The sequence below is a fragment of the Kribbella sp. NPDC049584 genome, from assembly GCF_040675555.1.
Lineage (GTDB): Bacteria > Actinomycetota > Actinomycetes > Propionibacteriales > Kribbellaceae > Kribbella.
In genome coordinates this window covers 1-20,032 of record NZ_JBFAPF010000011.1, presented here as the reverse complement: position 1 = coordinate 20,032, position 20,032 = coordinate 1, and the positions used below count along the sequence as shown (strand labels likewise).

Sequence of the window (20,032 nt, the reverse complement as noted above, 5' to 3'; positions counted from 1 at the left end):
GGAACGGACGCTGCTTGCACGGACGGTGCTTGCACGGACGGTGCTTGCACGGACGGTGCTTGCACGGACGGTGCTTGCACGGACGGTGCTTGCACGGACGGTGCTTGCACGGACAGCTGGCCCACGGCTGCATGGTTCGCGACACCCCAGGTGATCGCCGTCGACAACTGACCGTAGGCAACGCTGGTCATGCCGCATTCCGAGCGATCCTGCGCATTCCCTGCGGGCGAGCCGGGCGATCGACACGTTGTCGCTGTAACCCCAATGCCCCAAGCCACGCTGCACTACGGAGCTAGCTCCCATCCACCAGCTCAGGACCCTCCTCGTCAATGGAGCGAACGTGCCTGCACGTCGGCTTGGTGTGGCCCCACGACGGGCGCGGCTCGTTAGATGAGTGCTGTATCGCCCCCAAGGGTCCAGGCCAATCAGATCACTTGAAGTCGATGAGGTGTCTCGCGTGCGCCCAGCGCTGTCAGCGGCCTCGGTCGCCGTGGACTCGCCCCAGACCGCGAAGCGGGCGGCTTCCTGCAGCATCGCTTCGTCGGCCGCCCAACGACTGGAACGCTGACCTGAACGCCCGTCAGAACGGCGCCTCGGCGCGGCAGATCCCGTGGCACCTGTAGTGCCGGGTCCTGCGACGGCACCGCCGTCTGACCGCTGGGCAGGGGTATCTGGTCGCAGGGCGAGGGGTGCGTCGAGGAGAGTTGAGATGCTCGGTGTTGGTTGGGGTGGTGGATCAGCCCACGTGGGGCGGGATACCCGGACCTGTCCGTCGGTGATGGTGATGATCCAGTGGCCGGCGTGGAGGGCGCGATGGTGTCCCCGGCAGAGGAGTACCAGGTTGTGGATCGCGGTTTCTCCGCCGTCGATCCACGATCGGAGATGGTGTGCGTCGCAGTGGATCGGCGGGGCGCCACACACCACGCAGCCCTTGTCGCGAACATTCAAGGCACGACGCATCGCCCGTGTCACCAGGCGTTCGGCCCGTCCGACGTCGAGAGGCTCGGAGTTGGATCCGAGCACCAGCGGGATGATCTTCGCGTCACACGCCATCCGACGGATCGCAGCAGCCGACAGCCCATCGCCGTACACGAGTTCCCCGGTCGCCTCGGCGAGGGCCGACTTCAGGTCCTCGAAGTCGATCGTGACAGTGATGTTCGCCTTCGCGCCGAACCCAGGCACCCAACGATCCGCACGATGCATGGCACCCTGATGCGTGACGCCGTCATGCGCGACGCCCTCATGCGTGGCAGCGTTCGCGGCGACGTCTTCTGCCGCTGGGACCGGCGGAAGGTTTTCTGGGCCGCCGTCGTCCGTGGGACGTGCCTCAGTGGCGGGTGGCTTGAAGCCGCTCTCGGCGGCTGCGGCGGCGATGGTCAGTGAGGCTGTGAGGGCGTCGGCTTGGCGTTGTTCGCGGGAGCGTGGGTCGAGCTCGCCGTCTGCGGTTTTGTGGGGGCGGGCGGCGGCGTGGATGCGGGATCGGAGCAGCTCGGCGTTCTCGTTGGCCAGGTAGCCGCGGAACTTCACGCCGTTCTCGGCCTCGATCAGGGTCAGCGATTCGCGGGCGTACGCAGCGTTCTCGTCGGGCTCGGGACCGTCGGAGTCCAGCAGGTCACAGATCTGTCGTGCGGCCTTGGCGAGCTCGCCTGGTGACAGGTGCGCGGCGAGGTTGACCAACTGTTCCTCTGCCACCTCGAGCTCTTCCAGCGCGACTCTGGAGCCGACTCGCTCCAGCGCGGTGACAATGACGCTCGCCTGGGCCGGACGCAGCGGGCGAGTCCCATCTGTGAGGGCTGTCGACACCGCGCCGTACTTCGGCAGACTGCGAGACAGCTTGACGTCGCGATGGGCATCGCGGCGGTCGATGCGGTGGCGCATGGCAAGTAGCTCGGCGGTGTCGCGGGCACCGAGCTCCGAGGCCAGGCCGATCTCGTCGACACGGGCGATGAGCTGCAGACGGTAGGTCAGAAGCTGGGTGACCGCAGCGTCCACCTGGTCGATGGTCGGCAGCAGCTCGCTGTCGCTCATCGACCAGACCGGCCGCTCACCCAGAGGCTCCATGCCCACAACGATAGGCGTGCCCTCCGACAGTTTTCAAACTCGAATCCCCTTATTTTCAAGGCGATCCAGCCATCAACAACTACGAAGCTGATTGAGGCGATATCCACAGGCCCGCCACCAACTCGACCTGGTTCGGCAAGTCGAGTGTGTCTACCCGGATGTGGTGGTCGGCGTCCGGCGGGTTCGCCGCGTCCGCCTTGTGCAGCAGTCGGAACTCGTCGTCAGTCAGCCAGACCTTCCGGGACGCCGCACGCCGCATCGCCTCTCGCAAGTCAACCTTCATGTGCACGATCAGCGACCCGGGAAGCTCCTGTCTGTACAAGCCGCAGGTCTCTGGCGTCAGCACGTCTGCGACGACGACTTCAAAGCCCGTAGCCAGGAAATTGCGAGCAAGGCTGCAGGCATTCGTCACACCGAGCCTCTGCTGTTGCCGGCCTTCCCGTCCCTCCCACGGAGCGGTGGCGCCGCTGATGACCAGCTGGCGTACGTCATCCACGTCGATGAACGCACACCTTGGACGACCTTCCGCCAGGGCACGCGCCGTCACACTTTTTCCTACCGCGGGGCCACCCGTCAGGATCAATGGTGGAAGAGTCATCGCTTCTCCGGCGGGTTATGCCGGGCGTAGTAGTAGGTGATTGTTCGGTGGTCATGCGGCGGCTACGTCGTCCTGTTGGCCTTCGTCTGGTCGTGATGCGGTTGATTGGCTCAGGTGTCGGAGCTGCGGGTGAGGGTTATTTCCTCGGCTAGGTGGGAGAGCTTGGCGGGGTTTCGGACGGCGTACATGCCGGCGATCAGGCCGTTGTCGACGTGGAGGACGGTGACGGTGTCGACTTCCTCGCCGAAGCGGAGGATGAGTGCCGGTTGGCCGTTGATGTGGGTTACCTCCAGGGAGGCGTCGGCCAGGCGGGTGATGCCCATGGCCAGGAGGCGGGCGACCTTGTCGGCGCCTACGACCGGGCGTGGGACGGCCTGGACCACGCCGCCGCCGTCGCCGAGGAAGACCACGTCGGGGGCGAGGATGTCCACCAAGCCTTGGAGGTCGCCGGTGTTCACGGCGCGCTGAAACGCGGCCAGCGCGTCCCGGGTCTGGTCGGCGGAGACGACGCCGCGGGGGCGCCGGGCGGCTACGTGGGAGCGGGCTCGGTGGGCTATCTGGCGGACGGCGTCCGGTTTCTTGTCGACGGCCTCGGCGATCTCGTCGTACTCGAGGCCGAAGACCTCACGGAGGACGAAGACGGCGCGTTCGGTGGGCTTCAGGGTCTCGAGGACCAGGAGCATTGCCATCGAGACGCTGTCGGCGAGTTCGACGTCCTCGGCCACATCGGGCGCGGTGAGGAGCGGTTCGGGTAGCCACGGGCCGACGTACGACTCCTTGCGCCGACCCAGCGTGCGGAGGCGCTGGAGGGCCTGTCGGCTGGCGATGCGGACCAGGTACGCGCGCTGGTCCAGTACCGTGTCGAGGTCGACCCCGACCCAGCGCAGCCAGGTCTCCTGGAGGACGTCCTCGGCATCCGCGGCCGAGCCGAGGAGCTCGTACGCGACCGTGAACAGGAGGTTGCGATGGGCAACGAAAGCCTCGGTGGCTTTGTCGGTACCGGTCATGGCTGAACTCCTTGTCCGCGCGGGTGTCGCCCATCAGATGCCGGCCGCCGGATTTCTGTGACACGTACTCCGGTATGGCGCTCGTCACGTCCTGGGACCGTCACGGCACATCCGTCGGCGGCATCTCGTGGTCATCCAGTAGATCTCACCAGTAAGGACAACGACGATGGAACCCCGTATCGACGTGATGCAGAGCGAGTTCGGCGCCAAGCTGGCGAAGCGGCTGTTCGCAGTACACGGAATGTTGCAGCAGACCTCGCTGCCGCACGCGACGCAGAACCTGGTCATGCTCCGCGCCAGCCAGATCAACGGCTGCGGGCACTGCATCGACATCCACTCCAAGGAGGCCGCGGCGGAAGGCGAGACCACGACCCGGCTGAACCTGGTCGCCGGGTGGAGGCACTCGACGGTCTTCACCGAGGAGGAGCAGGCCGCGCTGGCGCTCACCGAGGAGGCGACCCGGCTGGCCGACGCCTCCGAGGGTGTCTCCGACGAGACCTGGGCCCGGGCTGCGAAGTACTACGACGAGGACCAGCTGATCGCGCTGGTGACGCTGATCGCGATGATCAACGCCACCAACCGGATGGCCGTGACCTTCAACCAGCTCGGCGGCTCCTACGAGCCCGGCCTGATGGCAGCCGCGATCAACCGGTAACCCCGCTGGCAGGCAGGTCCCAGATCCGCTCGGACTCCCAGGCGTACTCCCACGCCTGGATGTCCGGCGGCTCGATGCCGAGGCCGGTGAGGATCGCACAGACCTGTTCGCGGTGGTGGTTGGCGTGGTTGATCGCCTGGGCGATGAAGATGCCGACCCGGGTACCGCGGGTGTTGTTGTCGACGACGATCACGCGTTCGACGTCGATCGGCTGGGTCAGGAACACCTCCCACAGCGCGCCGGCCTCGGCGTTCCAGCCCTCGATGGTCTCGAGGCCGGTCGCTGGGTCGCTGTCCACGTAGTCGAGCGGCCGGTCCACGATCCGGCGCAGGTAGCTGCCGTCGCACCGGACGATGTGGTCGAGCGTCGCGAGAATGCCGCCGTACGTGCCGACGCCGGTGATCTCCAGCTGTTCGGCCGTGAGTTTCTGGTCCAGGCAGAACCGGGTCAGGCTGCCGGTCGCCCAGTTGTTGTGCCGGATGGGGTCGTACAGCAGGTCGTTGAGTCCCATGCAGGCCAAGCTAGCCGTGCCCGCCCGGCCCGGGGTACTGCATTTCGCCCCGGGCCGGGCACGCGCGGCGGAATCAGCTCGCGCCGATGTTGACCATCCAGTTGATGCCGAACTTGTCGGTCACCATGCCGAACTCGTCGCCCCACATCTGCTTCTCCAGCGGGACCGTCACCTTGCCGCCGTCGGCGGACAGCTTCTCGTAGTACCCGCGCAGCTCGTCGCCGTCGCCGCTCAGGCTGATCGCGATGTTGTCGCCCGGGTTGTACGGCATGCCCTGCGGGGTGTCGGCCGCCATCAGCGTGAACCCGCTCGGGGTCTCGAGCTGGGCGTGCATCAGCAGCTCGTCGTCCTCGGGGCCGTGGCCTGAGCCGAACTCCTTGAAGGTGTTCTTGGCCAGCTCCCCGCCGAAAATCCCCTGGTAGAACTCCATCGCCGGACGCGCTTCACTCTTGAACTGAATGTACGGATTGAGCCGGGATGCCATCGAATCGTTCCTTCCCCCAACAAGCCGAACCCTCTGGTACGGCGCTTATGCCCGCACAGTAAACCCGGCCGCCGACAGTCCGCGACACCTCGAACCCGGCCGTCCGGTTAAGGTCTCGGGATGATCCTGCGACACATCACCATCGATGCGGCCGACCCCTACGAGCTGGCCCGATTCTGGAGTACCGTGACCGGCTGGCCGGTCGCCGATGGCGACGTACCGGGCGACGACGAGGTGCTGGTGGTGGCGCCCGCGCCGGTTCCCGGGCTGCTGTTCATCGCAGTACCGGAAGGTAAGTCGGTGAAGAACCGGGTGCACCTGGACTGGGGCCCGACCGAGCGCTCCCGCAACGAAGAGGTCGAGCGCATCCTCTCCCTCGGCGGCACGATCCACGAGGACCACCGCCTCCCCGACGGCCGTGGCTGGGTGACCATGAAAGACCCCGAAGGCAACGAGTTCTGCGTCGAACGCAGCGAAGCCGAACGCGCCGCCTGATCGGCTGGGGTTCCACGCGTCGTGGTCGAGCGCCCACTTTCCGTCAAACGCGACCACCTGCGCCGGGTTCGGCTTGAATGCGGCATGGGCCGGAACCCTATGCGTGGGTCCGGTCTTCGGGGATGCTTGAGGGGTGAAGTGGTGGTGGCGGCGGAAGAAGAAGGCTGCTGAGGACGGGGAGCCTCGGCGGCGGGGGATGCGGCGGGACGAGGTCAAGGACCTTCGGGCTCGTCTGACGGGTGAGGGGTACACGCTGAAGCACTGACCGCCCGATGCAACCAAATGGGCGGCCGGAGCGTTTAGTAAGTAGGAGCCGGGGGATGCACCAGGTTCGGGGCGCGCCGCGTCATGTCGCGGTGCGGAGACGACGACTCATGCTGGGGGGTGGGCGCACGCTGAAACAGGTCCACCTCCATCCTCACCACGAGCGCGTCTCGCTACTCCGGGCGTTCCTGGGGTCAGTCGCCTCGATCTTCGTCACGCTGGTCGTACTGGCTGTGCTCGCGGGCGTGCTCGTCGTCCTCGAGCCGCGGACCACCGATGCCGACACCACAGCCGACGGCACCGGTTCGTACAGCGTGCCGACGACAGGCGCCGGCCGGTACGGGTCGGGCACGCTCGGCCCGTGGCAGGACCTGATCCGGCGGATCTCCCCCGAGGACCAGATCCGCGACACGCTCACGTTCGACGGCATCTTCCTGTTCGGCGACAGCATCGCCGTACAGGACAGCGCGTCGCTCGAACGGCGGCTGGCCGACAGCACCGGCGACTCGATCGCCTTCCACGACTGGTCCGGTCAACCCACCTCGGCGGCGGTCGACGCACTCGAGCAGTGGTCGCGTGACTACGGTCTGCCCCGGCGGATCGTGATGGCCGTCGGTACGAACGACATCTTCGACCCGCCCGCCTTCGCCGCCCAGGTCGAACGCGCGATGAAGATCGCCGGGCCGGACCGGACGGTGTACTGGGTGAACGTGTACGTCAGCCGCACCAAGCAGCCGCCCGCCGTACGGGATGCGGATCTCGCGAACAGCGCCTGGGTCAACAACGAGCTCTACGAGGCTTCGCTCAACCACCCGAACCTGCGGATCATCGACTGGTCCTCGTTCCTCACCTCGCGGCCGGACGGGCCCACGCCGTACCTGCGCGACGGCGTACACACCAGCGAGCCCCTCGGCGGCAGTGCCCGCAACGAGCTGATCACCGAGGCGATCAAGAACAGCCGCTAGGACAACCGCTCGGCCTCCCTCCGCGTCCGCAGTACGGAAAGGGACGAGTCATGTCACACATCCGGAGTTGGTCGACGTCGGCCGCCATCGTTGTGGTTCTGACCGCGTTCCTCCTGGCGCTCCTGCACCTCGACGCCCCGGCCGCGCATGCGAAGACGACCACATCCGCCGTCAGCGCAGGAAGCTATGGTTCCGGCGCGCTCGGTTCCTGGCAGGGGAACAACCGCGTCATCTCCAGCGGCGCCCAGGTCCGTCACGTCGTCTCGACGAACGGCGTAGTGCTGTTCGGCGACAGCATCGCCGTACAGGACGGCGGAGCGCTCGGTCGACTCCTCGGACAACAGTTGGGTACGACGTTCGCGGAGTACAGCTGGTCCGGCCAGCCGACCTCGGCTGCTGTCGACGCGATGACTTCGTGGGCTCATACGTACGGCCTGCCGAAGCGGATCGTGATGGCGGTCGGCTCGAACGACATCTTCGATCCGCCGGCGTTCGCCGCACAGGTCGAGCGAGCGCTCCGGATCGCCGGCCCGGACCGGACCGTGTACTGGGTGAACGTTCAGGTCTCGCGCACCGATGAGCCGGCGTCGGTGCAGGTGGCCGACCAACGCAACAGCGAATGGATCGATCTCCAACTGGAGCAAGCTCGAGACCAGCACGCGAACCTGCGGATCGTGCCGTGGGCCGAGTTCCTCGCGGCACGGCCCGAACGGATCCACACCGACCTGCGCGACGGCCGGCACACCACCGTGCCCGCCGGGCAGAACGCGCGGAACGCCCTGATTCTGCAGGCGATCCGGCGAGGTTGACGCTGCCCTTCCGGGCAACACCCAACCGGAGTGACCGGTCCGATGCAACCTTTTGACCGCTCAAGACATCTACATGACAGAGGAACGAATCTGCATCTCGGGGGGAACCGATGGCGACGTACCAGACCGGAGCATGACCGGCATCACAACCGATGCCGGTAGCAACCTTTCACGGTCCTCCGAACGTTTCTTGAACACCACCGCGACGTAGCAGCAAATACCAACCTGACCATTTTCCCGGGGAGCGCCCTACCCGAATTCAGGTCTAGGCCAGAAGAGGCATGCGCCAAGCATGTGGGGAGGACCAACGATGCCCGCGAGACATCTGCGTACGACCAGAACGACGCTCCGACTCATGATCCCGCTGCTCGTGAGCGCCGCCGTACTGGCCGCCGTACTGGTGATCCCGTGGGGCGGCTCCGAGCCGGAGGCGGCCCCGGACCCGACCGTGAGCCACACTCCCGAACCGCCGACGGCACCGCCGACACCCGTGAAGCAGAACACCTACACGTGCCCGGCGTACAGCGGGATCGACCACGCGAACCCGGTCGCGAACCTCTACCAGGACAAGTTCACCTGGGGTACGACGCCGCCCACGAAGGTCGGCGACGGCAAGGGAAACATCAACTGGCGGATCAACCCGGACAAGAACCCCAGCTGGTACATGTGGCTGCACTCGCTTCGTTGGCTGGGGCAAGGAATCAACGCCGGCGCACGCGGCGACAAGCGAGCGCTGCAACGGGTCAGCAACATCGCGCGCGACTGGGTCAACGACAATCCGTACTCGTGGAAGTCCGACGTCGGCGCGTACGAGTCGACGATGCACCGCACCAACGTGCTGATCTGCCTACGGCAGGCGGTGCTGTCCGGATTGCATGTGGTCAAGTTGCCGTTGACGTACACCTGGCTGGACGACGCGCTGATGGAGCACGCGTGGTTCCTGCAGAAGAACTACAGCGGCGACTGGAACCACGGCACCGACGAGAGCCTCGCGCTGTTCGGGATCGGGTGCACGCTGCAGCGCAACGACCTGAAGAAGATCGCGTCCGATCGGCTGACGAGCGCGATCAAGACCTCCATCGACACGCAGGGATCGACGAACGAGCAGTCCACGGCGTACGCGCAGTTCAACTACGCGCTCTGGGGACGGGCGATCGACGTACTGCGCAAGTGCGGTGTCGATCCCGGTACGACGATCGTCGCGCGCCGCCGGGAACTCGCGAAATGGCTCGCGCTGGCAACGAACTCGCTCGGGAACCTGCCGCAGCTGGGCGACTCGGAGGTCGTGCGGACGGTACCCGTTCCCGGGACCGTTCTGGAGTACGCCGGGACGCTCGGCAAGCAGGGGATCCGGCCGACGCAGCGGGTCGGGATCTTTGACGCCGGGTACGTTTTCGGACGCACCGGTTGGGGTGAGACGCGGCCGTTCATGCAGGAGTCGACGTACAGCATCCGGTTCGGGCCGTCGCAGAAGCTGCACGGGCACAACGACCACACGTCCGTCACGTACACGTCGCACGGGCGCGACATCCTGATCGACGGCGGGCATGCCGGGTACAAGATCGACGACTGGCGGTTCTGGGCGAAGAGCCAGTTCGCGCACAACGAGCTGACGGTGAAGTCGGCGACCGGGCACCCCGAAACCCGTCTGACGCGGTCGTCGATCGGCGCGACGTCGGAGTACTACGAGCTGCACGATTCGCCGGGCGCCGGCATCGACCGGACCCGGGACGTACTCGTGCTGAAGGACCCGGACCTGATGGTCGTGCTGGACCGCGGTAGGTCCGGGTCCGCCGAGGACTACTCGACGCTCTGGCACCTGCCTTCGGATCAGAAGGTGGTTGTCAGCGGCAACGACCGTGCGGTGGCGGCCAAGCCGGGCGATCGGGTGAAGACGACGCTGCTGCAGATCCCGTTCCAGCAGCAGACGACGCCGATCGAGGTTGTCTCTGGTTCGCGGGATCCGATCCAAGGGTGGCACTACAGGACGATCGACAAGCGGGCGCCGGCGCCGGTGGTGAAGTTCAACCGCTCCGGGCATGACGCGAGCATCCTGTCCGTGATCGCGGCGACCCGCACCAACGCCGTCGTCAGCTACACCACCAAGCAGCAGGGCTCCCGCATGCTGCTGAACCTGAAGGTCGACGGCGTGACCACGGTCATCGCCGTCTCCCAGGACGGCACCCTGCAGCGGATCAAGTAGTGCTCTTGGGCTTCCAGTCGCTGGGCGGGTCCTCGCCGACCCGCCCGTCGACGGCCTCGCGGATGAGATCGGCGTGGCCGGTGTGGCGTCCGTACTCCTCGATCAGGTCGCAGACGAGGCGACGCAGGCTCGCGTGCTGCCCGTTCGGCCAGCTGATGTCGGCCGGCTGGTCGAGCCCGCCTTCCGCGATGGCTGCGGCGAGCGTCGCGCGGGACCGCTCGACTGCGCCGTCCCACAGCGCGTACAGCTCCTCCGGGGTGTTGTCGACCGCGGAGTCGAACTCCCAGTCGTTGTCGTCCCGCCAGCCGTTCTCCACCCACGGCCCGCCCATCGGCAACCCACGGAACTTCACGTTGAACATGTAGTCCTCGTTCGCCGCAAGATGCTTCGTCAACCCACCGAGCGTCATCGACGACTTCCCGATTCGCGTGTTCAGCCCGTCGGCGTCCAGCTCGTCCACCTTGTACCGGAAGGTCGTACGCAACCGATCCAACGCCCCGACCAGTTGCTCCGCGTCGCTTCCCGCAAGAGGCGGCTCCCACCACGGCGAAACCCACTCATTCTCAGCCATACCGGCAACCTAACCCCCATTCCGGACACTCCCCTTCCGGAACCGTCGGCCATACTTCTCGGCATGTCAGCCGACACCTGCCCGAGCTGCGGCCGGGGCCTGGACGCCCACGATCGCCACATTCGATTCACCCTGCCGGACCCCGTCCTGCATCTGCCGGACCAGGAGCGCACGCCCGACACCTGGCTCAGTCATGGGACGCCTCGCGAGTCCGTGATGATGCAGGTTCCGGGGGCGGGGGCGTTCGTCCGGGTTCTTCTGCCGGTGCAGCTCGACGGCGGCTATCGGGTCACGTTCGGCGCTTGGCTCGGCATCCATCCCGCTCAGTTACAGCCGACGTTCGCGGTCTGGTGGGAGCCGGAGTACACCGACCTACGTCTCGAGGGTTTCCTGGCCAACAAGATCTCCCCATGGGGCTTGCTTGCGGCTCCCGTCATCGCAACCGTCCGCAACCCCGACGAAACGCCCTACCTCACCGAGTCGCCCGATCCGGCCCTCAGCGCCGTACTCACCAACACCTGGTCCCACGACGAGGTCCTCCCCCACCTACCCGACTAGGGTTCGACGGATGGGACGGTACGCGGGGGTGATCGCGCGGTACGGCGGTCAGGTGGCGCTTGTTCGGGAGCAGTACGAGGCGTGGGATGCGCCGTACTGGAATCTTCCGAGCGGCGCCGTCGAGGAAGGCGAGACCCCGGGAGCCGGCGCGATTCGCGAGCTGCGCGAGGAGTCGGGGCTGCTGGCTGTCGAGGCGGATCTTGCGCTCGTGTGGACGACTGAGGTGTTGATCGGCGGTCGCGTGACGTCGCGGTCGTGGAACTACGTGGTGGACGTGCAGGACCCGGCGTTCGCGATCGACGATCCGGACGGGTCGGTGATGGAGGTCCGCTGGTTCTCGCCCGAGGACGCCGTACGACGACTCAGCCAGCTGCCGTATCCACCCATCGCGGTGCCGACGATCGACTACCTGACGTGCGGCGTACGACGGGAGCACTGGACCTTCACGTCCGACGACAAGACCTGGAGCTGGGAGCCGAACTCATAGGCTCCTGCGTACGACGACGCTACGGCGCCGACTGAAAGGGGTGGCGTCGGCTCGGCGTGCGTGGAAGGGTCGGAGGCCATGAGCGCCTCGGACCTGACTGGCTTTCTTCGTGGGCGGGGCGTTGATGCGGTGAGTGTCGTGCCGCTCGTCGGTGGCGAGAAGAACCGCAGCTGGTTGGTTGACGGCGCGTTTGTTGCCCGGAGCTACAGCAGCAGCACGCCGGCCGAGGTGGAGTACGAGCTGCAGGCGACGGAGTTTCTCGCGCAGCGCGGCTTCCCCACGCCGGCCCCGGTCAGGGCAAGCGACGGATCGCTCTGGGGCACGATGGACGATCGACCGGCAGCGCTCTTCACGTACGCCGCCGGCGCGCATCCGACTGGCCTTCTGGACGGGTACTTCTCGGCCGACCTGCGGCTCGGCCGCGACGCCGCGGAACTGGCCGCCCAACTGCACGTCCTGGCTGCAGATCAGAGCTTCGACGGCGCAAAGACGACACGGCTTGATCCTCTCCAGCGCGTCGAGACCTTCCTACGATCGCCGTACGCCGACCTCCCCGTACTCCGGGAAGCAACGCGCCGCCTGACCGCGCTGGAGGAGAAGCTCGCCGACGTCTACACCAACCCGTCAGGTCTGCGCCGAGGCCTCGTCCACAACGACATCAGCGCGGTCAACCTCCTGCTCGACGAAGCTGGCGAGATCACCGCCTTGATCGACTTCGACGACTGCATGACGTCGTTCCAGCTGTACGATCTCGGCCGCATCGCCGAGACCTGGGTCCGCGCCCCCGACCGCCACGCGGACCTCACCCGCATCAAGGAACTGATCGAGGCGTACGACGCAACGCGCCGCCTGACCGACCGCGAAGCCGAGCTCGCCGTGGACCTGATCGCCGCCTACGCCGCCGCGACCGGAGTCGACATCCTCACGAACATGCTCCGCGCGGGCGCCCACGTACAAAGTCCCGCAGACAGCCACTCCATGCTCTTCTTCCTCGACCTGACCGGAGAGCAATGAGGCACATCTACCTCGTCACGCATCCCGAGGCACAGCACCACGTCGACGGCCTGGTCGGCGGCTGGCACGACTCAGTTCTGACCGCCCGCGGACACCGCCAGGCCGAACGCATCGCCGACGTACTCGCCAGCCGAATCGGACAGGCCGGCGATCGCCCGGACGGCGTCGACCCGGCCGGTGATCACCGGGACCGCGTCGACCCGGTTTTTGAGCCGGTCGAGGTCTACTCCTCCGACCTACGCCGAGCCAGCCAGGCGGCGGAGCGGATCGCTCGGAGATTCTCCGTCGAGGTCCACACCGACACGCGCCTCCGCGAGCGGTCCAACGGCGAGGCGGACGGGCGTCCCCAGGCGTGGCTAGCCGAACGCCGCATCCCGCTCCCGGAGTACGGCGACCGCCTCGGCCACCACGACGGCCCAGCCGGCACCGAGACACGCCTCGCCCTGGTCGAACGCCTGTACCCCGCCCTCGACGACATCCTCAGGCGACCAGCCACGACCCAGATCATCGTGTCGCACGGCTCCGCATCCAGCTACCTGATCGCCGCCTGGATCGGCATGCCGATGAGGTCGACGGACCGCGTCTTCTTCCCCCTGACCTCAGGCAGCATCACCACCCTCCGTCGCAACGACACCCACCACAGCCACCAGGTCGTCACCCTCAACGAGACCGACCACCTGCGCGAATAACACGCGCAAGCAAACGCTTCGTCATCTCGCTGGATGAGCTTGTCGAGCGCTGCGTCCTTCATGGCTTCTCCCCATGGTCGTCGGATTCTGCGACGCTGGAGGCCCGAACGATTCGGACTGCAGCCGATGCACTCAACACGATGGTCAAGCGCGTCAGGAAGGCCACCCCGAGTGGTTGCCGACTTGGACCGCCTGCCGGCAGCGCGACTGGATGGAATCGCAGCTGGGCACAGTTCGCTCAAGCCGGGTTCGATCCCCGGCGCAACCACATCCAGGAGTGAATCATGACGGCAGTAGTGGACAAAGAGGATTCACCGCCTGGTGAATTCCAGGCGGTCGGCGGCAGGCTCGAGCGTGCGCTCATCTGGGTCTTCATCGTGGTACCCACACTCGCGCTGGTGCCGGCGATCGTCGTCGCCTGGGGCGGCTGGATCGGCTGGCACGACGTCGTACTGCTGGTCGTGTTCTACGTGATCACGACCACCGGTATCGGCGTCGGGTACCACCGGGCTTTCACGCACGGCGCCTTCAAAGCCAGGCGCGGCCTGAAGATCGCACTCGCCATCGCCGGCAGCATGGCTCTCGAAGGCCCCGTCATCCGCTGGGTGGCCGACCACCGCAAGCACCACAAGTTCTCCGATCGCGACGGCGATCCCCATTCACCCTGGCGCTACGGAGCCTCCGCCTGGGCCGTGACCAGGGGTTTCATCTTCGCTCACGCCGGCTGGGTGCTGTGGGGCGAAGACCGCGCCGATCCGAAGCAGTACGCGCCGGACCTTCTGAAGGACCGCGACATGGTCGCGATCTCGCGGCACTTCCGTGAACTGGTTGCGGTCTCACTCCTGGCTCCTGCGCTCATCGGAGGGCTCTGGGGGATGTCCTGGCACGGCGCGGTCACCGGATTCTTCTGGGGCACGCTGGTCCGGGTCGCGTTGATGCACCACGTCACGTTCTCGATCAACTCGATCTGCCACGTCACCGGCCGGAAGCCCTTCGAGTCCCGCGACCGGGCCGGGAACGTCTGGTGGCTCGCGATCCTCAGCCAGGGCGAGTCCTGGCACAACCTCCACCACGCCGACCCCACCTGCGCCCGCCACGGCGTACTGAAGGGGCAGATCGACATCAACGCCCGCATCATCGACCTCTGCGAACGACTCGGCTGGGCCCACGACGTCAAATGGCCACAACCCCAACGCCTCGAAAAAAAGCGCACAACAACCACCTGACCCGACAACTGCGACGCGCTCGAGCCGTCCGCGGTCACCATCCTCTACCGAGGCTTCCGTGACTTCGTCGGACGGTACGTGGCCCACCAGCAACCAGCGGGGCTTCGCCGCTCCGCCGAGACGACGGGAACGCCACGGTGCCCCGCAGCCCGGAGGCTGCGGGGCGCCGCGTTATCCAGAGTGCGCTGGCTTTAGTTGCGCACGTTGATCGGGACGCCGAGCAGGACGCCACCCCTGCTGCTTTCTAGACTGACCGTCCTGGTGCCGTCCGGCGGCGGCCCGACGAGTCGGACGCTCCAGGCCCCGAGCGCGTCCGGGGACGCGGTCCCGAGCTTGGTGCCGGCCAGCGTGTTGCCGATGTGGACGGTGATCGTGTCGCCGGTGATCACCTGGGCCGTGCCCTCGACCCGCCACTCACCGGTGCCGGTGCGGTACTCGACCCTGGTGGTGGTCAGCACGTCCGGCCTCGGATTGATCTGCACACTGGCGACATCCGCACCACCCGGGCCGGCGGCCGTCAGCTGGAAGATCACCGGGTTGAGGGTGTTCGGCATCTTGAAGGTCGGCTTGACCGCGGTGGTGCTGGACAGCGTCACCGGCACACCGCCGGTCTGGAGCCACTTGAAGCCGGTGGCACCCGTGGAGGCCGAGCCGTCGAGGGTGACGGTGTCACCGACGAGGACCGTCTGGGCCGGCCCGGCGTTCGCCACCGGCACGGCGACGGCCTGGACCGTGACGACCGTGTCGGTCGTCTGCGGGCCACCCGGACCCTGCACCGTGAGCCGGAACGTCAGCGTGGTCGCCGTAGACGGCGCCGTGAAGGTGGCGACTGCCGTGTTCGCGTTGTTCAGCGTCACGGCCGGGTCGCCGGCGACCTGCGCCCAGGAGAACGCGGTCGCGTTCAGCGACCCGGCGCCGTCGAGCGTGACCGTCTGACCCTGCTGCACCGTCAGCGTCGCCGGGGCCTGTGCGACCACGGGGTCGGCCGGGAAGGCGGCGCCGACGACGTTCACCGGTGCGGTGTCCGTGCCGCCCTTGGAGGAGGTGACGGTCACGAAGGCCGGCGGCTGCCCGTCGGTACCGAGGTTGTAGGTCCCGTTGCCCGCGGTCAGTGGGCCGAAGCCCACGGTCGTCAGGGTCGGCGGCACGGCCGTGTCGCTGGAGGTCGCGGAGACCTTCAAGGTGCCGACGTCGGCGTCGTACGTCACCTTGGTCACGGTCACTTGATCGGTCACTGTGACCTTCACTGTCGTCGGTGGTCGGTCCGAGGTGTTCGTGACATTGACCGTTGCCGGTGGGTCGGTGCCGGTGAACGCGGCCCGGGCGAAGTAGTTGCCGGTCGCGTCGCTCTTCAGCGTGGTGGCGCTGACGCCAGTGCCGGTCACCTGGATGACCTGGTTCGGGTCGGAGCGGGCGAAGGCGTCGATGAACCCGCCGGTGGTACCGGTGCGGGTGTAGGTCACCGCCGTCGGCGCGACGCCGTTGTTGCTGGCGACCCGGCCTTGCAGGGTGAACAGATTGGTCTGGATCGTGTTGATGCCGGTGCCACCGATGTTCGGACCGTCGATCCGGAAGAAGTTGGTGGCCAGCGAGGAGCCGGTGATCGCGTGCGGGGTCACGCCGTCACCGAGGTACGACGCGCCGTCCGGACCGGTGATCAGGCCGGTGTTCCAGCGCAGGAACGGGTCGATCCGGGAGCGGAGCGCGCCGGTGAAGTCGCCGGGAGCGACGCCGACGTCCTCCGTGAAGTTGATGTTCCGGGTCGCCGCGTCGGTCACGTCGAACTCGTCCACGCCGTACGGGTGGGTGATCACGTAGTGACCGGTGGACGGCGTGGTGATCCGGATCCGGACCCGGCCGAAGACGATCTGGTCGCCGGGGACAGGGCCGCCGTTGGCGAACGCGCCCTCGAGGTTGTCGTCCAGCACCGCGGTGGTGCCGTTGGGCAGGGCGATCTTCGAGCTGGCCAGCTGGTAGAAGGCCTCGTCCGGGAAGTTGTCGGGGAAGCTGACGGGCTGCGTCGGGTCAGGTACGCCGGCCCCAGCCAGGTTGCAGAACGGGTTGTTGATGTCCAGGCAGAGCCCGACGTTGAGGTTGTTGGAGTCCTTGTACCAGGTCGGGAAGCCGTTGTCCGGGTTGGTCGGACCCGCGGCCAGCAGGTGGGTGGGCGGCGCCGTAGTGACGGTCGCCCCGGCAAGGTCCTGCACGGCAAAGAAGCCGGTCACGACCGTTGCCGCAGCGACAAAGCCGGCAATGGCCTTACGCCGCGGCGATCCGCGTAACAACTGGACTGCACGCATGTAGGGAGGTCCCCTCTCGGGAGACGGAACGGTTGCTCGCGGTCTCGATCCATCGGCTGACGCCAGGGCGGCGAACAGGATGGTCGGTGCGCTTCGCGGCTCCGTTGTGGACGGTTGGCTCGCCGGTCAGGGCGAGGGAGTTGCCTGCGGCATCGGCGATCTCGGCTTCCGGGCGACTTGCCGGGTTCGGTCGCCGGCACTGGAAGTGGCGAAAAGGCTGGAAGTCGCGAACGGGCTGGACTTCGACCTCGTGGTGCACGCCGACCCGGCGGCGTTCGGCGGGGGCATCGAGGGCGTGGTCGACCGCTACGTCGCGGTGACCCGTGCCCCCCAGGAGCTCGCGATCCTCACGCCGTAACCGGACGAGCGACGGTCGCCCGGGTGACCGCCGCCCGCCGTCATCGCCCGCTGGGTCAGAGCGCCGGCAGGTCCACGGCGCCGTCGACGACCTCACCGGTGGCCTTGTCCACCGCGTGCGCGGACATGACCTGGTCGATTCCGAGGTCGGCGGTCTTGCTCATCGCCAACAGGCCGGTTGCGTCGGCCGTCACGTCCTGGCTGAAGAACGGCGTGCCGTTGTCGGCCAGCGTCACCGTCCACACGTGCCCGGCGGGCGTCTTGATCTGGAACTCCTCGCCCACGACGGGGCCCGGGCCGTCGTCGTCGTGCTGGGACTTCAGCGTCCACGGGCTGCCGAGCGTGCCGGTGCCGCTGGCGCTGACCGGCGGACCGAGCCGGCGGCCGCTACCGCTGCCGCCTCCGCTGCCGCTCCCGCCACCGCTGCCGCTACCGCCGCCGCTGCCGCCCTGCGCGAACGCGGACGGCGCCGCCAGCATGCCGAGCGCCACCGCCGCCGTCGCAGTGAGCGCGGCCGCCGAGGATTTGGTGAGCTTCACGTGCTTCTCCATTCGGGTACGAGATCCCGGCCGGCCGCAATGGCGGCCGGGTGTGAACGTCTGGAGATAGCGGCCCGGGTTACATCACCCCGGCAGAACGGCCGGGACACGATCGGCCCTAAGCGCGCCCGCGATCGAGGCCGAGCACGCGCAGATCGTCCTCGCTAACACCTCGGAGCAAGTCGCACAGGTCGACCCCAAGGGCACGGCACAGCTCGACCATGTCGGCCATCGTGACGCGCCGGCATCCCTGAACGCCCTGAGCGAACGCTGCGGGGCCAGTCCTCACGACATCCCACCGTTGACCAAGCTGACGGCCACCCGAGCCCATCCAGGTGCTCCTACCCTCCTGCCTAGGGGTTGGGCTGCTGAATTTCAGGCGGGGGTGATGGTCGAGTTGAGGAAGAGCAGGCCTTCGTGAAGGGTGTCGGCCCAGGCAGCCAGTTCGGGGGTGACTCGGACGGGTTCGGCTGTGGCGAAGGGTTGGCCTTGGGGATCGGAGTTTCCGGTGCCGAAGGACTCCAGTCGCCACTCCTGGAAATGGGCGTGCAGGACGTCGCCGACCTCGTCCAGTTGGGCGCGGGTGAAGCGGCTTCGGACGACGCAGAGTTGATTCGGGAGGCTCGGGGACAGCCTGCGGGTGACCGCTTCGACGTCGATGGCGGCTACGACGAGGACTTCCTGGTCTTCCGTGGGACGGAAGATCGCCCGATGGACCATCGCTCCGGACGATTCCAGGTCGCGGATGTCCAGGTCCAGATCCGAGACCGCGCTATGTGGCCAGCCCTCGTACCAGACCACGTTCTGTGGCCAGCCCCCGGGAGGTGGCGGGCATGGTGGGTGGGTCCTGTCCGCACGTGGCCGTGGAGCTGGGCGTTCCGGAGTCTGTGTCTCGACCTCGATGCTCTCGTCACCGAGCCGTACCTGCTCACCGGGCGCGGGGGCATGCCACCTCCCGACCACCGTGATGTGGCCCGGGACCTGATTAGGGCCGAACTCGGAGGGGACGGCCGCCGCGTCGGCCCCGATCAGGCGGATCGACAGCTCCGACTTCCAGCCGGGCGGTTTGATCATCAGATCGTGGACGCGTTGCAGGTCGAGCCAGTCGCCATCCGGGCGGAGACGAAACGGCCGGAGGTGCGGACTCTGTCGCCCGGCTGGAAAACCAAGTCTCTGGCCGCCATGCATCCATAATGACCAGAAATCACTGAGAAGTTGACCATGTGCCCGAGTCACCCTCGAGTGCAGTCCCGGCGAACTCGCACACCGAGACCGGCGGTCGCTTCGGCTTCGACTCCTTGGCCAGGCCGGGAAGCTTATAGCTGTCTCGCACACGAACCGCACCACGCACACCCGAACGAAGAAACCCCCAGAGTCAGAAAGTCGCCTCTGACCTGGGGGTTTGGTGGAGCCGCCTGTCGGAATCGAACCGACGACCTTCTCATTACGAGTGAGACGCTCTGCCGACTGAGCTAAGGCGGCGGGTGCCGAGGCAAGAGTGTAGCGGGAGTCGGGGGGTGATTCCGAATCGGTTGCCGGCGGAGGGGTGGGGCTGTGGCCCGGATCACCTGGGGACGGGTGGGCGGGGAACCTGGGCGGGGCGGCGTACGTCGGAGCGGCGAGGAATTAACCGGCGGAATGAATGATGCGGGAAATGCGTTGACTTCGTCGAGTGGGATGGGCGAGACTATTTCCCGCAAGGACCGAAACCCTGAGGAGACATCGTGTACGGCGCAAGCACCCTGACAAAGACCTGGCGGCGTGGCCGTATGGTTTTGTCGGCATGCCTGCGATCCGTGAGCGACAACGCCTTCGAATACCACCGGCTCAGCGAGCCGAGCCCGCGTGTAGGCGGTCCGCCTGGGTGATCTCCGCGTCTGGAGACCTCCAGGAGCCGTCTGAGCCGGGCACCGGCAGCAGGCGGCTCTTTTCTTTTGCCCGGAATCCGGGTCAGTTTCATGTGCGCATTACTTCCGGTATTCACGAATACCGGCACGAACAATTGACAATTGCATGCTAATTACCAGCTGTAGGCCAGCGGCCAGGCCACCTCATTTGGGTTGAGGAGATCGGAGGTTCGAGTCCTCCCAGCTGGACTAGGGGGTGTCTGACGGCTCCGCGCCGTAGCGAGCAGGTGCTCGGCACGGTGCATCGGCGCGCGGGGGCGAAGGGGTCGATGCGGAGCATCGTTCCCTTTGCACCCGTGCGGCGAGGTGCCGTGCCGAGTGCCGCGCAGTAG

Annotated in this window: 21 protein-coding genes and 2 tRNA genes; 13 read left to right on the top strand and 10 right to left on the bottom strand. The window is 67.1% G+C overall.

Annotation, left to right across the window (positions count from 1 at the left end; translation table 11 throughout):
• From AB0J62_RS31020 to AB0J62_RS31010, 3 genes are all read right to left on the bottom strand, one after another.
• Nucleotides 1-2,061 (bottom strand): DUF222 domain-containing protein (locus tag AB0J62_RS31020; protein WP_363878448.1); only part of this gene is annotated, 2,061 nt, incomplete at its 3' end.
• Nucleotides 2,062-2,140: 79 nt separating this feature from the next.
• On the bottom strand, nt 2,141-2,608 hold the full coding sequence (locus AB0J62_RS31015; RefSeq protein WP_363878446.1) for a hypothetical protein: 468 nt from the start codon (nt 2,606-2,608) through the stop codon (nt 2,141-2,143).
• 161 nt (nt 2,609-2,769) lie between these two features.
• On the bottom strand, nt 2,770-3,666 hold the full coding sequence (locus AB0J62_RS31010) for an RNA polymerase sigma-70 factor (RefSeq protein WP_363878444.1): 897 nt from the start codon (nt 3,664-3,666) through the stop codon (nt 2,770-2,772).
• A 166-nt stretch (nt 3,667-3,832) separates the two neighbouring features.
• Here AB0J62_RS31010 and AB0J62_RS31005 point away from each other — a divergent pair, with 166 nt between their 5' ends.
• A complete protein-coding gene (locus AB0J62_RS31005; RefSeq protein ID WP_363878442.1) occupies nt 3,833-4,321 on the top strand; it encodes a carboxymuconolactone decarboxylase family protein in 489 nt (162 codons plus the stop codon).
• On the opposite strand, the gene AB0J62_RS31000 is transcribed toward AB0J62_RS31005, so the two are convergent.
• Nucleotides 4,311-4,832 carry a DinB family protein gene (locus AB0J62_RS31000; RefSeq protein ID WP_363878440.1) on the bottom strand — a complete coding sequence of 174 codons (522 nt, stop codon included), beginning with the start codon at nt 4,830-4,832 and terminating at the stop codon, nt 4,311-4,313. The genes AB0J62_RS31005 and AB0J62_RS31000 overlap by 11 nt on opposite strands.
• Nucleotides 4,833-4,905: 73 nt before the next feature.
• Complete coding sequence (locus AB0J62_RS30995) at nt 4,906-5,316, bottom strand: VOC family protein (RefSeq protein WP_363878438.1); 411 nt, start codon at nt 5,314-5,316, stop codon at nt 4,906-4,908.
• Between the two features lie 120 nt (nt 5,317-5,436).
• On the opposite strand from AB0J62_RS30995, the gene AB0J62_RS30990 reads away from it, so the two are divergent.
• The 5 genes from AB0J62_RS30990 (at nt 5,437) to AB0J62_RS30970 (ending at nt 10,052) form a co-directional block, all read left to right on the top strand.
• A complete protein-coding gene (locus AB0J62_RS30990; RefSeq protein WP_363878436.1) occupies nt 5,437-5,811 on the top strand; it encodes a VOC family protein in 375 nt (124 codons plus the stop codon).
• Between the two features lie 133 nt (nt 5,812-5,944).
• Nucleotides 5,945-6,076, top strand: coding sequence for a hypothetical protein (locus tag AB0J62_RS30985; RefSeq protein ID WP_363878434.1), 132 nt, complete (start codon nt 5,945-5,947; stop codon nt 6,074-6,076).
• A 55-nt stretch (nt 6,077-6,131) separates the two neighbouring features.
• Entirely contained in the window at nt 6,132-7,040 is a 909-nt protein-coding gene (locus AB0J62_RS30980) for a hypothetical protein (protein WP_363878432.1), read from the top strand.
• A gap of 50 nt (nt 7,041-7,090) precedes the next feature.
• Nucleotides 7,091-7,849 carry a hypothetical protein gene (locus AB0J62_RS30975; protein ID WP_363878430.1) on the top strand — a complete coding sequence of 253 codons (759 nt, stop codon included), beginning with the start codon at nt 7,091-7,093 and terminating at the stop codon, nt 7,847-7,849.
• A 310-nt stretch (nt 7,850-8,159) separates the two neighbouring features.
• Nucleotides 8,160-10,052, top strand: a complete 1,893-nt coding sequence (locus AB0J62_RS30970; protein WP_363878428.1) for a heparinase II/III family protein — start codon at nt 8,160-8,162, stop codon at nt 10,050-10,052.
• On the opposite strand, the gene AB0J62_RS30965 is transcribed toward AB0J62_RS30970, so the two are convergent.
• Nucleotides 10,045-10,623 (bottom strand): DUF664 domain-containing protein, encoded by a 579-nt coding sequence (locus AB0J62_RS30965; protein ID WP_363878426.1) that lies wholly within the window; start codon nt 10,621-10,623, stop codon nt 10,045-10,047. The genes AB0J62_RS30970 and AB0J62_RS30965 overlap by 8 nt on opposite strands.
• A gap of 63 nt (nt 10,624-10,686) precedes the next feature.
• On the opposite strand from AB0J62_RS30965, the gene AB0J62_RS30960 reads away from it, so the two are divergent.
• From AB0J62_RS30960 to AB0J62_RS30940, 5 genes are all read left to right on the top strand, one after another.
• Nucleotides 10,687-11,181 carry a hypothetical protein gene (locus AB0J62_RS30960; protein ID WP_363878424.1) on the top strand — a complete coding sequence of 165 codons (495 nt, stop codon included), beginning with the start codon at nt 10,687-10,689 and terminating at the stop codon, nt 11,179-11,181.
• 10 nt (nt 11,182-11,191) lie between these two features.
• Nucleotides 11,192-11,668 (top strand): NUDIX hydrolase, encoded by a 477-nt coding sequence (locus AB0J62_RS30955; protein ID WP_363878422.1) that lies wholly within the window; start codon nt 11,192-11,194, stop codon nt 11,666-11,668.
• A gap of 78 nt (nt 11,669-11,746) precedes the next feature.
• Nucleotides 11,747-12,682, top strand: coding sequence for a phosphotransferase (locus tag AB0J62_RS30950; RefSeq protein WP_363878420.1), 936 nt, complete (start codon nt 11,747-11,749; stop codon nt 12,680-12,682).
• Complete coding sequence (locus tag AB0J62_RS30945) at nt 12,679-13,371, top strand: histidine phosphatase family protein (RefSeq protein WP_363878418.1); 693 nt, start codon at nt 12,679-12,681, stop codon at nt 13,369-13,371. The genes AB0J62_RS30950 and AB0J62_RS30945 overlap by 4 nt, the downstream gene beginning before the upstream one ends.
• 284 nt (nt 13,372-13,655) lie before the next feature.
• On the top strand, nt 13,656-14,597 hold the full coding sequence (locus AB0J62_RS30940) for a fatty acid desaturase (RefSeq protein ID WP_363878416.1): 942 nt from the start codon (nt 13,656-13,658) through the stop codon (nt 14,595-14,597).
• A 191-nt stretch (nt 14,598-14,788) separates the two neighbouring features.
• Here the strand turns inward: AB0J62_RS30940 and AB0J62_RS30935 are convergent, their stop codons facing one another.
• On the bottom strand, nt 14,789-16,897 hold the full coding sequence (locus AB0J62_RS30935) for a hypothetical protein (RefSeq protein ID WP_363878414.1): 2,109 nt from the start codon (nt 16,895-16,897) through the stop codon (nt 14,789-14,791).
• 79 nt (nt 16,898-16,976) lie between these two features.
• On the opposite strand from AB0J62_RS30935, the gene AB0J62_RS30930 reads away from it, so the two are divergent.
• Nucleotides 16,977-17,255: a hypothetical protein gene (locus AB0J62_RS30930; RefSeq protein ID WP_363878412.1), complete on the top strand. Its 279-nt coding sequence runs from the start codon at nt 16,977-16,979 to the stop codon at nt 17,253-17,255.
• 55 nt (nt 17,256-17,310) lie between these two features.
• On the opposite strand, the gene AB0J62_RS30925 is transcribed toward AB0J62_RS30930, so the two are convergent.
• From AB0J62_RS30925 to AB0J62_RS30915, 3 genes are all read right to left on the bottom strand, one after another.
• A complete protein-coding gene (locus tag AB0J62_RS30925; protein ID WP_363878410.1) occupies nt 17,311-17,805 on the bottom strand; it encodes a hypothetical protein in 495 nt (164 codons plus the stop codon).
• A 363-nt stretch (nt 17,806-18,168) separates the two neighbouring features.
• Nucleotides 18,169-18,867, bottom strand: a complete 699-nt coding sequence (locus tag AB0J62_RS30920) for a hypothetical protein (protein ID WP_363878408.1) — start codon at nt 18,865-18,867, stop codon at nt 18,169-18,171.
• Between the two features lie 332 nt (nt 18,868-19,199).
• Nucleotides 19,200-19,275 (bottom strand) — tRNA-Thr (locus tag AB0J62_RS30915).
• Nucleotides 19,276-19,816: 541 nt separating this feature from the next.
• Between AB0J62_RS30915 and AB0J62_RS30910 the strand changes: the two genes are divergently transcribed.
• Nucleotides 19,817-19,889 (top strand) — tRNA-Pro (locus AB0J62_RS30910).
• The last annotated feature ends 143 nt before the right edge of the window (nt 19,890-20,032 follow it).

Excerpts from the sequence above, each read along its gene's own strand:
- AB0J62_RS31010 (WP_363878444.1), bottom strand. The coding sequence starts at position 3,666 with ATGACCGGTACCGACAAAGCCACCGAGGCTTTCGTTGCCCATCGCAAC.
- AB0J62_RS31005 (WP_363878442.1), top strand. The coding sequence starts at position 3,833 with ATGGAACCCCGTATCGACGTGATGCAGAGCGAGTTCGGCGCCAAGCTG.
- AB0J62_RS31000 (WP_363878440.1), bottom strand. The coding sequence starts at position 4,832 with ATGGGACTCAACGACCTGCTGTACGACCCCATCCGGCACAACAACTGG.
- AB0J62_RS30995 (WP_363878438.1), bottom strand. The coding sequence starts at position 5,316 with ATGGCATCCCGGCTCAATCCGTACATTCAGTTCAAGAGTGAAGCGCGT.
- AB0J62_RS30990 (WP_363878436.1), top strand. The coding sequence starts at position 5,437 with ATGATCCTGCGACACATCACCATCGATGCGGCCGACCCCTACGAGCTG.
- AB0J62_RS30980 (WP_363878432.1), top strand. The coding sequence starts at position 6,132 with ATGCACCAGGTTCGGGGCGCGCCGCGTCATGTCGCGGTGCGGAGACGA.
- AB0J62_RS30975 (WP_363878430.1), top strand. The coding sequence starts at position 7,091 with ATGTCACACATCCGGAGTTGGTCGACGTCGGCCGCCATCGTTGTGGTT.
- AB0J62_RS30970 (WP_363878428.1), top strand. The coding sequence starts at position 8,160 with ATGCCCGCGAGACATCTGCGTACGACCAGAACGACGCTCCGACTCATG.
- AB0J62_RS30965 (WP_363878426.1), bottom strand. The coding sequence starts at position 10,623 with ATGGCTGAGAATGAGTGGGTTTCGCCGTGGTGGGAGCCGCCTCTTGCG.
- AB0J62_RS30960 (WP_363878424.1), top strand. The coding sequence starts at position 10,687 with ATGTCAGCCGACACCTGCCCGAGCTGCGGCCGGGGCCTGGACGCCCAC.
- AB0J62_RS30955 (WP_363878422.1), top strand. The coding sequence starts at position 11,192 with ATGGGACGGTACGCGGGGGTGATCGCGCGGTACGGCGGTCAGGTGGCG.
- AB0J62_RS30950 (WP_363878420.1), top strand. The coding sequence starts at position 11,747 with ATGAGCGCCTCGGACCTGACTGGCTTTCTTCGTGGGCGGGGCGTTGAT.
- AB0J62_RS30945 (WP_363878418.1), top strand. The coding sequence starts at position 12,679 with ATGAGGCACATCTACCTCGTCACGCATCCCGAGGCACAGCACCACGTC.
- AB0J62_RS30940 (WP_363878416.1), top strand. The coding sequence starts at position 13,656 with ATGACGGCAGTAGTGGACAAAGAGGATTCACCGCCTGGTGAATTCCAG.
- AB0J62_RS30935 (WP_363878414.1), bottom strand. The coding sequence starts at position 16,897 with ATGCGTGCAGTCCAGTTGTTACGCGGATCGCCGCGGCGTAAGGCCATT.
- AB0J62_RS30930 (WP_363878412.1), top strand. The coding sequence starts at position 16,977 with ATGGTCGGTGCGCTTCGCGGCTCCGTTGTGGACGGTTGGCTCGCCGGT.
- AB0J62_RS30925 (WP_363878410.1), bottom strand. The coding sequence starts at position 17,805 with ATGGAGAAGCACGTGAAGCTCACCAAATCCTCGGCGGCCGCGCTCACT.
- AB0J62_RS30920 (WP_363878408.1), bottom strand. The coding sequence starts at position 18,867 with ATGATCAAACCGCCCGGCTGGAAGTCGGAGCTGTCGATCCGCCTGATC.